This is a genomic window from Ornithinibacter sp. (genome assembly GCF_035443565.1).
Lineage (GTDB): Bacteria > Actinomycetota > Actinomycetes > Actinomycetales > Dermatophilaceae > Fodinibacter.
Genome location: NZ_DAORSO010000094.1, coordinates 1 through 9,463, shown reverse-complemented (window position 1 = coordinate 9,463; position 9,463 = coordinate 1). Strand labels below are relative to the sequence as shown.

The window sequence follows — 9,463 nt, the reverse complement described above, 5'->3', positions numbered from 1 at the left end:
GCCGGCGGCGACGACTACGTGACCAAGCCGTTCAGCCTCGAGGAGGTCGTCGCGAGGCTGCGCGCCCTCATGCGGCGCACCACCGTCGCCACCGACGAGGGCAGCTCCCTGCTCGTCGTCGGCGACCTCACGATGGACGAGGACAGCCACGAGGTCACCCGCGCCGGCGAGCAGATCCACCTCACCGCAACCGAGTTCGAGCTGCTGCGCTACCTCATGCGCAACCCCAAGCGGGTGCTCTCCAAGGCGCAGATCCTCGACCGGGTCTGGAACTACGACTTCGGCGGCCAGGCCAACGTCGTCGAGCTCTACATCTCCTACCTGCGCAAGAAGATCGACGCCGGCCGCGACCCGATGATCCACACGATGCGCGGCGTGGGCTACGTGCTCAAGCCCACTGACTGATCGGGCAGGCTGACCGGATGCCGTCCCCTCCCTCCCGCTGGACGCTGCGGGCCAAGCTGCTCGCCTCGATGCTGGCGCTGTTCTCCGTCATCATGCTGGCGACCGGCGCGCTGACCCTGCTCGAGACCCAGCGCTACCTCGAGCGGGGCCTGGTCTCCGACCTGTCGACCGTCCTCTCTCGTGTCGACGTCGACCCCGACCGCGACGGCCGCACCCTCGGACCACGGGGCCGGGGCGATGGACCGGCGGGGGCACCCGGCGGTGGGGACGTGCTCGTGCTGGGACTGAACGCCGACGGCACCGTCGCGACGACGGCATCCGGGGTCGCCATCAACGCCGTGGTCAACGAGGACCGTCAGGACGACGTGCTCGACAGCAACCAGGTCCGCCGCATCGCGCAGGCTGACGTCGGCACGCAGCCGCGCCGGGTCCAGATCGGTGGGGACGTCGGCACGTACCTGTTGAAGGCCGACACGCTCCCCGGTGGGAGCCGCCTGATCGTCGGGGTGTCCACGCACCCGGTCGACGAGCTGCTGGCGAAGCTGCTCGCCCTCGTGGCGGGTGGCACCGTGCTCGGGCTCGTCGCGGTGGGCGTCGGCGGCACCGTGCTGATCCGGCGCAGCCTGGCCCCCCTCGACCGGGTTGCCGCCACCGCGCGACGCGTCTCGGCGCTCAAGCTCGACTCGGGTGACGTGGCGCTGGCCGAGCGCGTCCCCGCCGCGGATGCCGACCCGCGCACCGAGGTCGGGCAGGTCGGCCTCGCCCTGAACACCATGCTCGACAACGTCGAGTCGGCCCTGCACGCCCGCCAGGAGAGCGAGACGCAGGTGCGGCAGTTCGTCGCGGACGCCAGCCACGAACTGCGCACCCCGCTGGCGTCCATCCGTGGGTACGCCGAACTCACCCGTCGCGAGAGCGAGCCGGTGCCACCGACCGTCACCCACGCCATCGGGCGGGTGGAGTCGGAGGCGCTGCGGATGCAGGTGCTCGTCGAGGACCTGCTGCTCCTCGCCAGGCTGGATGCCGGGCGGCCCCTCGAGCGCGAACCCGTCGACCTGTCGCTGCTCGCCGTCAACGCGGTCAGTGACGCGCACGCGGCGTCACTCGACCACGTCTGGGAGCTCGACCTGCCCGAGGAGCCGGTCGAGGTGCCCGGTGACCAGGCACGGCTGCACCAGATCCTCGCCAACCTGCTCGCCAACGCCCGCACCCACACCCCGGCGGGGACGCGCGTGGTCACGCGGGTGCGCCCCGAGGGTGAGCTCGTGCGGATCTCGGTGACCGACGACGGCCCCGGCGTGCCCGAGTCGGTGCAGGCCACCGTGTTCGAGCGCTTCACCCGCGGGGACGACGCCCGCACCCGGGGCGGCGGCTCGACCGGGCTGGGCCTCAGCATCGTCGCAGCGGTCGGCCAGGCCCACGGTGGACGCGTCGAGATGTCGAGCCGGCCGGGGGACACGACCTTCTCGGTGCTCCTCCCCGCCAGCTGAGCCCTTCGTCGGTCGTGAGTGCGGAAGTGGTTGCCCCAGCCGCCACTTCCGCACTCACGGCGTGATCAGGTGAGCGGCAGCTCGTAGGCGATGAGCTGGATGCCGCGGCCCGGGGTCCAGTCGCGCTCGGGAAGCCGCACGAACCCGAGCCGCTCGTAGAGCCGGTGCGCCGCCCGCATGGTCGTCGACGACGACAGCACCACCGACCCGAAGCCACCATCGCGGGCGAGGTCGATCATCGCCCGGGTCAGCGCCTCCCCGATGCCCTCACCGCTCGCGGCGGGGGCGACGGCCAGGGTGCGGATCTCGGCCTCACCCTGTCTGGCGACCTCGGCCAACGGTGACCCGGGCTCGACGTAGGTGACCGTGCCGACGATTCCCCGATCGTCCACGGCAACCCACACCTGGGCGTCCGAGGCCCGCGCACCGGCATCCGAGAGGAACGACAGGTACGGTGACCCGGACTCGATGACGCCACCCGAGACGTAGGCGTCGACGGTGAGTCGCCCCACGGCATCCAACTCGTCGGGGCGGGCGCGGCGGATCGTCAGGGGCACGGGGGACATCCTCGCAAACCGGACCCACGGGGCCGCGCTCAGAGCTCGAGGACGACGAAGCTGCCCTTGGCATCCTCGAAGAAGACGACACCGGTCCACGGGTAGGTGTCGACCTTGGCCGTGCAGACCACCGTCGTCGAGGGGCGCACAGATGCCGTGTCCGGGCAGGTGAGCCCGTCGACCTCGTCGTAGTAGTCGAGCAGGACGTTGCCCAGGGCTGCCTCGAGGCGATCGCCACTGAGGGCCGAGCCCTCGGGCAGCGCGACGACCTCGCCCCGGAGCGACTCGTAGAACCCGCTGTCGTCGAGGAACGGATCGGAGACGACGGCGCCGACGACCATGGCGACGACCGCGGTCAGCAGGGCCAGGCCTGCGGCGACTGCGGCGCCGATGGCCCAGCCGAGTGCGGTGCGGGCCTTGCGCAGGGCGACCTGTCCGTCCGGCTCGCCGCCGGGCTGCGGCTGCGCCCAGCCGCTGTACGCGGGAGGCGGCTGGTCCAAGGTCGACGCGCCGTACCGGTAGCCGCCGGGACCAGGAGGGGTGGCCGGAGTGGTCGGGCTGGAAGGAGTCGGTGGGACCAAGGGGGGTCCGTCGGGGCTGCTCACGGCATCATCATGTCTTCGCCCGGAACGACAACGGCCTCGAACTCGCCCGTCGCGTCGGTGAACCTCACGATGACCCAGCCCTCGCCGGCGCCGGCCCGGCACAGGACGCTCACGTCGGCGCTGACGGGGGGCGCAGGGTCACAGGTGATGTTCTCGATGGGCGGCAGGAACGGGTCGTCCGGCCCGATGAGATCACGCACCGCTCGGGTGAGGACGGGGCCGGTCACCGTGCGGTCGGCTGCCAGCTTGGCCTGGCCGTTGCCGATCGTGACCACCCCGGACGACCCGAACCCCTCGTCGAAGTCGTCGGTGAAGCCGAAGAGGCCGAAGAATCCGAAGAACAACATCGGCAGCACCATCGTGGCGAGTTGCCCGAGGATCGCAAGCCCTGCGACCACGAGCGCCACGATGGCGATGGTGCGCGTCGAGTCCTGCTTCGGGGCGGGTGGTGCCGCCTGCGGAGGGACAGGTGCCGCGGTCTGCTGATGGACAGGTGGCGATGTCGGTCCTGCTGGATCCCCCGTGTGGCTCATGGCTGGAGTCTGGCAGCAACCGTGGCTGACGGCAGGTCGAAAACGAGACCAGGACCGGGTCGCTTTGCCCGCCGGGTGCCCGGCCAGTTACCCTGTGCGACGTTGGAGGCGTCGCCTAGTCCGGTCTATGGCGCCGCACTGCTAATGCGGTTTGGGTCTCAAGCCCATCGAGGGTTCAAATCCCTCCGCCTCCGCCGACAGATGACCCCGGGAGCTTGCGACCGGGGTCTTTCTGTCTGCGGTGGCGGAGGGATGCCGGGAAGCGGTCGCAGGGAGCGACCAAGGAGCTCGCTCGACCGCTGGCTCCCTCCGCCTCCCTCGGCACTTCACAGGACAAGCCCGAGGTTCACAAGGGAAGGCATCCCTTGCGAACCTCGGCCTTCCCTCATGGGGAGGAAAAGTCGGGCGGGGATGCGGCTGCGGGGGTGCCGGTCGGTGGGGCGTAGTTGACTGAGGGCATGAAGTCACGCATCGCCCTGCTCGTCGCCGCCCTCCTCGTGCTCGTCGCGGGGGCCGGCGGAGTGTGGTGGTGGCGCCAGCAGGGGGCCGAGCAGGATGCCGCGGCGAAGGCGGCGCTCTCGGCCTTCGCGGCCGCGTGGGTCGCCAAGGACGTCAGCACCGTCCCGTTCGCGGACACCGCGGTGCGCGACGCCTTCCCCGACGTGGTCAAGGACCTCGGCACGTCCCCTGTCGAGGTGACCGTGGGCGACAGCGCGCGTGACGGCGACACGGCATCCGCCGGTCTTGCGGTGCGGTGGACCCTTCCGGGAGGGGTGGCCTGGTCGTACGACGTGCCCACCACGGTGAGCCGCTCGGGTGACGCGTGGCAGGTGGCCACGCCGGGTGCCGGCACCCCGTGGCATCCCGACCTGCCGCCGGGCGAGACCTTCTCGATGGAGCGCACCACCGGGGAACGCGGCGACCTCGTCGACCGAGCCGGCGACCCACTCATGCCCCTCGGCACGGTGCACAACGTGGCGATCGACCCGGTGAACGCCACTCCCGAGGCGGTGGCCGCTCTCGAGCCGATCGTCGGCGCGGATGCCGGGTCGCTCACCGCCGCGCTGGCCAAGGCCACCGCCTCGGGCTCCAAGGCCCCGATCCCCGTCATCAGCTACCGCGACGCCGACTGGGAGCCGCGGGCGGCGAAGATCACGGCGCTGGCGCCGAGCGTCATCGCCCCGACGTCGCAGCAGCCGCTCGCCGTCACCCGAACCTTCGGCCAACCGCTGCTCGGCACCGTCGGCGAGGTCACGGCAGAGGTGGTCGACAAGAGCGCGGGCCGCTACGTCGCCGGTGATCGGGCCGGGCTGAGCGGCCTGCAGGCGCAGTACGACCAGCAACTGGCTGGCGACGTCGGCCTCAGGGTCGAGACCAGTGGTGGCGTCGTGCTCTTCGAGCAGGCCGCCACCGACGGCACCGACGTCGTCACGACCCTCGACCCCGGCATCCAGAGTGCCGCCGAGGAGTCGCTGGCCGCGGCCGAGCTGAAGGTCCCCGGGGCGATCGTCGCGGTGCACGTCCCGACCGGCGAGGTGCTCGCGGCGGCCAACAGCCCGAGCAACGGCTTCGACCGTGCGCTGACCGGTCGCTACCCGCCGGGCTCGACGTTCAAGGTGGCGACGACCTACGCGTACCTCACCAAGGGCATCACCACGCCCACCGCGCCGGTGCCCTGCCCCAAGACCATCACCGTCGACGGGCTGGAGTTCGGCAACTTCGGGGGCAGCTCTCTGCCCGGCAGTCCGCCGTTCTCCAAGAACTTCGCCGAATCGTGCAACACCGCCTTCGTGAGCCTCGCGGACTCGCTGCAGGCCGATGACCTCACCACCGCCGCGAAGACGCTGGGGATCGGGGCCGGGTGGGCCGACACCCTCGGCGTCGCCGGCGCCTTCGACGGCAGCGTGCCGGCGACCACCGGCGGCACCGACGCCGCGGCGGCATCCATCGGTCAGGGCAGGGTCGAGGTCTCGCCGCTGGCACTGGCCGTCATGTCCGGCAGCATCGGGCGCGGCACCTTCCTCGCCCCGGTCCTCGTGAAGGGCCCGGAGGCGACCTCGCCGCGACCGCGCCCCATCGACGGGAAGGCCGTCGCCGATCTGCGCGCGATGATGTTGGCGGTCGTCGCCGGCGGGTCGGGCTCGGAGGCCAGCGGCGCACCCGGGGGCCAGGTGCGGGGCAAGACCGGAACTGCCGAGTACGGCAGCGACCCGGACGCGCCACCACGGGTGTGGTTCACCGGCTACCAGGGGGACGTCGCCTTCGCCGTGCTGGTCGAGGAGGGCACGAGCGGGGGAACCGTGGCCGCCCCGATCGCCAAGGACTTCCTGACCCGCGTCGCAGCCCTGTAGGCCGACAGCGAAAGGCCCCGCCCGGATGCCGGGCGGGGCCTTTCGTGAAGACTCGGGGGTTTCCGGGTCAGATGGGGCGGACCTGGTCTGCCTGCGGACCCTTGGGGCCCTGCGTGACCTCGAACTCGACCCGCTGGGCCTCGTCGAGGCTGCGGTAACCCTGGGTGTCGATCGCGGAGTAGTGGACGAAGACGTCGGGGCCGCCACCGTCCTGGGCGATGAATCCAAAGCCCTTCTCAGCGTTGAACCACTTCACGGTGCCCTGTGCCATATCTGGGGTGACTCTTTCTGTGTGTAGCACTCGGTCGGCACACGTCGCACCGACCGCGGATGCGAACTCCAGTTCCCCTTGAGGCACGCGGTGAATCGACTGCCAGGAAGTGCTGTTGCTGCAACCGAGGCCGAAACTAGCACCAACTGTGGTTGCGCGCGCGTCTCGAAAACACCCGATCAGCCAGCGGACACACCGGGATTCGCACTGCCTGGGAGTTCGCGCTTCGGTTTCGCGACCCTGCCGTGCCGGGCACCATTCATCACGTCGGACAACACCCGTGGAGGGCATGGGATTCGTACGAGCGGAGGGCTGGTGTCTGGACGAGCGGAGGGCGTGGGAACCGTCAGGGCTCGTTCCTCGCCCTTCCTCCCGAATCCCGCGTGCTCAATGCACAGGAACCGGGCAGGCCTCGTTCCTCGGCCCGCCCGAACCCTGTGCGCGGAGGGCGTGGGATTCGAACCCACGATGACGTTGCCGCCATAGCGGTTTTCAAGACCGCCGCACTAGGCCACTATGCGAGCCCTCCAAGACTGCAGAGCCATTGTGCAGCACGACGGCGTGATGGGCGTCGGCGGCGCTCGACGGCATCCGGTCACCATCGGCAGGTAGGGTCTGAGGCCGACGAAAGGATCACCGATGGCGAAGCTCACCTTCATCGCGGGCCTGGCCGCCGGATACGTCCTCGGCACCCGCGCTGGTCGGCAGCGGTACGAGCAGATTGCCCGCACGTCCGGCAAGGTCTGGCACTCAAAGCCGGTCCAGAAGCAGGTGGCCAACGCCAAGGAGGCCGCGCGCACCAAGGCGGCCCCGGCGGTGGCCGACATCGTCGCGGATGCCGCCCGCGCCACCGGGCAGCGCCTGCGCGCCAGTCGCACCATCACGGCGGAGACGATCACGGCGACCCCCGAACCGCAACCGGGCCACACGGCATCCCCCACGACACCGACGGCTCAACAGAACCACTGGGCGGGCGCGACGCCGCGCCCCGACGACGCCGCCTGAGCCCCTCCACTCACGCGGGCCCGGCCGGAGCGCGACGCCCGACGTCGCCCTCCGGGATTCCCGTGCCGGCGTGGTCCGCCAGCGGAGGGGCGGTGTCGGCCCTCGCGGGACGGGCCCCGGAAGGGTCCGTCATGGTGGAGGAGCAGCGTCACCCCGCGGTGATACCTCGCGAGACGATGAATTTTCCCGACACCGGTGTATCAGCACCGGCCGTTCGGCCTCCTGTGCAGTGACGAGCACTCTCACTACGCTGGAACGAGCGCGTTCACGCCCCGGACCGGCCCCCTCAGGAGAACCGCATGAGCGAGACCACCCCTGACGACCCCGCTGGCCGAGGGGCTGGCGGCGCGGGCCACCCGACACCTGTCTTCGGTGTCCCCGCCTCGGCGTTTCGCCGGTTCCGGGCGACGGTGCTCTCCCCCGACGATGCCGTTCGGCGCGGCGCCGAGCCGCCCGTGCACCCCACGGCATACCGACCCGACCGGCTGATCCTTCCCGGCCTGCCCGGTGGCGACACCATCGCCGGGCCGCTCGCCGAGCTGAAGCGCCTCGGTGAGGACATGGGCTTCACCCCCGTCGTGCTCAACGACGCACCGGACGCCCGGGCCGCCGACGGCGCTGAGGTGGACGTGAAGCGGGTGCCGCGCCAGCCGTCGGTCGCCGAGCTGGCTCGCGCCCTGGACCTGGCCGGCGAGCTCGACGCGGTGGCCCGCACCATCGTGGAACTGCGCCCGGATGCCGGTCGGCTGGCAGCGCCGATCGACGCCTGGGACGTGCTCCAGCGCGCCCGTCAGGACACCGACGAGACGGCCTCGCAGGTGTCTCGGTGGAGCCTCAGCCACATCCTCATGAGCGCGGGGTACCACTCCGGCGTCGGCTACCACTCCGGGGTCGGCTACCACTCAGGGGTCGGCTACCACTCCGGGGTCGGCTACCACTCCGGGGTCGGCACCCCCGGAACGGCCGACGGGCGCACACCGGTGGCAGTGGCCAGTTCACCGGGAGAGCCCTCCGGGCGTCGCTCCCCCGTCGTGGCGATCCTGGACACCGGTCTGGGCGCCCACCCGTGGTTCCCGAAGGGGTCACCCCTGGTCGACCACGACCCGACGATCGAGGACCCGAAGACGGGCAGGCCCGTGCCGGTCGGCCTGCGCTTCCCGGCCGCCGCGGACCCCGAGCACCGTGGCGTGTCCGTCGACACCCTCAACGCAACCCTGGACGCCATGGCCGGCCACGGCACGTTCGTCGCCGGCGTCGTGCGCCAGCACAGCGCTGACGCGACCCTCGTCATCGTGCCCGTGATGTACGGCGACGGTGCAGCCGACGAGACCGACGTCGTCGAGGCCCTCGAGAAGCTCTTCCTGTGGAACCGTCTGCGCCTGCAGGGCCGGGTGGACGGGACCCCACTCGACGTCGTGTCCCTGTCCTTCGGGTACTACCACGAGACGCCCGGGTCGGTCGATGACGAGGCAGGCCTGTTCGCCGCCCTGCGCGCCCTGCAACGCGACGGGGTGTGCATCGTCGCCGCCGCGGGTAACGGGGCCACGACCCTGCCGTTCTGGCCGGCCGCACTCAGCCCGCTTCCCGTCACCGACGACACCAGAGCCCCCGTCATGGCCGCACCCCTGGTGAGCGTCGGAGCGACCAACCCCGGCGACCCCACGGCGATCGACCAGGCCACCGTCGCCGCCTTCTCGAACACCGGGCCATGGGTACGCGTGTACCGCTGCGGTGTCGCCGTCGTGAGCACGATGCCGACCACCCTGAACAGTTCGCAGCGCCCCGATCTGCACGTCGACGCTCGACCGGGGATCCCGGCGCGCGGCACCCCTGACCCCGACGACTACGCCTGCGGGTTCGGGGTCTGGAGCGGCAGCTCGTTCTCCGCCCCCGCCTTCGCCGGCCAGGTCGCAGCGGCTCTGGCCGGGATGACCGCCGAAGCCGATGCGGCTGGCCGCGTCGCCCAGGCGTCCAAGGTCGTCGACTCCCTGCCTCCGGGGCCGCGGGGGGTGATCTCGTGATGCACACGGATGCCGGCGCCGACTCTCTCGCGATCCGCGCCGCCGATGCGTTCCGCGCCTACCGGTCCGGTCAGTCCGCGGCGATGGCCACCCTCGTGGAGGACGTGACCCCGTTGCTGTGGCACCTCGCCCGGCAGCAGGGGCTGAGCCACCAGGGCGCCGAGGACGTGGTCCAGAACACCTGGCTCAAGCTCGTCGAGCACGCGCCGTCCATCGCCGACCCGC

At 71.5% G+C, this 9,463-nt stretch carries 10 protein-coding genes and 2 tRNA genes; 7 read left to right on the top strand and 5 right to left on the bottom strand.

The window, feature by feature from the left end; translation table 11 throughout:
* Both PLL68_RS10265 and PLL68_RS10260 read left to right on the top strand, forming a co-directional pair.
* A partial coding sequence (locus tag PLL68_RS10265) for a response regulator transcription factor (RefSeq protein ID WP_324533757.1) occupies positions 1 to 405 on the top strand: 405 nt, incomplete at its 5' end.
* A gap of 17 nt (positions 406 to 422) precedes the next feature.
* Complete coding sequence (locus PLL68_RS10260) at positions 423 to 1,895, top strand: sensor histidine kinase (RefSeq protein ID WP_324533755.1); 1,473 nt, start codon at positions 423 to 425, stop codon at positions 1,893 to 1,895.
* A 65-nt stretch (positions 1,896 to 1,960) separates the two neighbouring features.
* Here PLL68_RS10260 and PLL68_RS10255 read toward each other — a convergent pair whose 3' ends face one another.
* Genes PLL68_RS10255 through PLL68_RS10245 form a run of 3 tightly spaced genes read right to left on the bottom strand, consistent with a single transcriptional unit; the run spans position 1,961 to position 3,464 of the window.
* Complete coding sequence (locus PLL68_RS10255; protein WP_324533753.1) at positions 1,961 to 2,461, bottom strand: GNAT family N-acetyltransferase; 501 nt, start codon at positions 2,459 to 2,461, stop codon at positions 1,961 to 1,963.
* Between the two features lie 29 nt (positions 2,462 to 2,490).
* Complete coding sequence (locus tag PLL68_RS10250; protein WP_324533751.1) at positions 2,491 to 3,057, bottom strand: DUF4333 domain-containing protein; 567 nt, start codon at positions 3,055 to 3,057, stop codon at positions 2,491 to 2,493.
* Entirely contained in the window at positions 3,054 to 3,464 is a 411-nt protein-coding gene (locus PLL68_RS10245) for a hypothetical protein (protein ID WP_324533749.1), read from the bottom strand. Before PLL68_RS10245 ends, PLL68_RS10250 begins: the two co-directional genes overlap by 4 nt.
* 230 nt (positions 3,465 to 3,694) lie before the next feature.
* Between PLL68_RS10245 and PLL68_RS10240 the strand changes: the two genes are divergently transcribed.
* Together PLL68_RS10240 and PLL68_RS10235 are read left to right on the top strand one after the other, a co-directional pair.
* Positions 3,695 to 3,784, top strand: a tRNA-Ser gene (locus tag PLL68_RS10240).
* Between the two features lie 264 nt (positions 3,785 to 4,048).
* Positions 4,049 to 5,941, top strand: a complete 1,893-nt coding sequence (locus PLL68_RS10235; RefSeq protein WP_324533747.1) for a penicillin-binding transpeptidase domain-containing protein — start codon at positions 4,049 to 4,051, stop codon at positions 5,939 to 5,941.
* A 67-nt stretch (positions 5,942 to 6,008) separates the two neighbouring features.
* Here the strand turns inward: PLL68_RS10235 and PLL68_RS10230 are convergent, their stop codons facing one another.
* Positions 6,009 to 6,212: a cold-shock protein gene (locus PLL68_RS10230; protein WP_048553073.1), complete on the bottom strand. Its 204-nt coding sequence runs from the start codon at positions 6,210 to 6,212 to the stop codon at positions 6,009 to 6,011.
* Between the two features lie 442 nt (positions 6,213 to 6,654).
* Positions 6,655 to 6,741: transfer RNA gene (locus PLL68_RS10225), tRNA-Ser, on the bottom strand.
* Positions 6,742 to 6,851: 110 nt separating this feature from the next.
* On the opposite strand from PLL68_RS10225, the gene PLL68_RS10220 reads away from it, so the two are divergent.
* The 3 genes from PLL68_RS10220 to PLL68_RS10210 form a co-directional block, all read left to right on the top strand.
* Positions 6,852 to 7,217: a protoporphyrinogen oxidase gene (locus tag PLL68_RS10220; protein WP_324533742.1), complete on the top strand. Its 366-nt coding sequence runs from the start codon at positions 6,852 to 6,854 to the stop codon at positions 7,215 to 7,217.
* Between the two features lie 299 nt (positions 7,218 to 7,516).
* Positions 7,517 to 9,238: a S8 family serine peptidase gene (locus tag PLL68_RS10215; RefSeq protein ID WP_324533740.1), complete on the top strand. Its 1,722-nt coding sequence runs from the start codon at positions 7,517 to 7,519 to the stop codon at positions 9,236 to 9,238.
* On the top strand, positions 9,238 to 9,463 hold a 226-nt coding region (locus tag PLL68_RS10210; protein WP_324533738.1), incomplete at its 3' end, for an RNA polymerase sigma factor. The genes PLL68_RS10215 and PLL68_RS10210, both read left to right, overlap by 1 nt.

What these genes read in the sequence shown, in the direction of transcription:
- PLL68_RS10255 (WP_324533753.1), bottom strand. Translation starts at nt 2,461, where the DNA reads ATGTCCCCCGTGCCCCTGACGATCCGCCGCGCCCGCCCCGACGAGTTG.
- PLL68_RS10215 (WP_324533740.1), top strand. Translation starts at nt 7,517, where the DNA reads ATGAGCGAGACCACCCCTGACGACCCCGCTGGCCGAGGGGCTGGCGGC.
- PLL68_RS10235 (WP_324533747.1), top strand. Translation starts at nt 4,049, where the DNA reads ATGAAGTCACGCATCGCCCTGCTCGTCGCCGCCCTCCTCGTGCTCGTC.
- PLL68_RS10260 (WP_324533755.1), top strand. Translation starts at nt 423, where the DNA reads ATGCCGTCCCCTCCCTCCCGCTGGACGCTGCGGGCCAAGCTGCTCGCC.
- PLL68_RS10230 (WP_048553073.1), bottom strand. Translation starts at nt 6,212, where the DNA reads ATGGCACAGGGCACCGTGAAGTGGTTCAACGCTGAGAAGGGCTTTGGA.
- PLL68_RS10220 (WP_324533742.1), top strand. Translation starts at nt 6,852, where the DNA reads ATGGCGAAGCTCACCTTCATCGCGGGCCTGGCCGCCGGATACGTCCTC.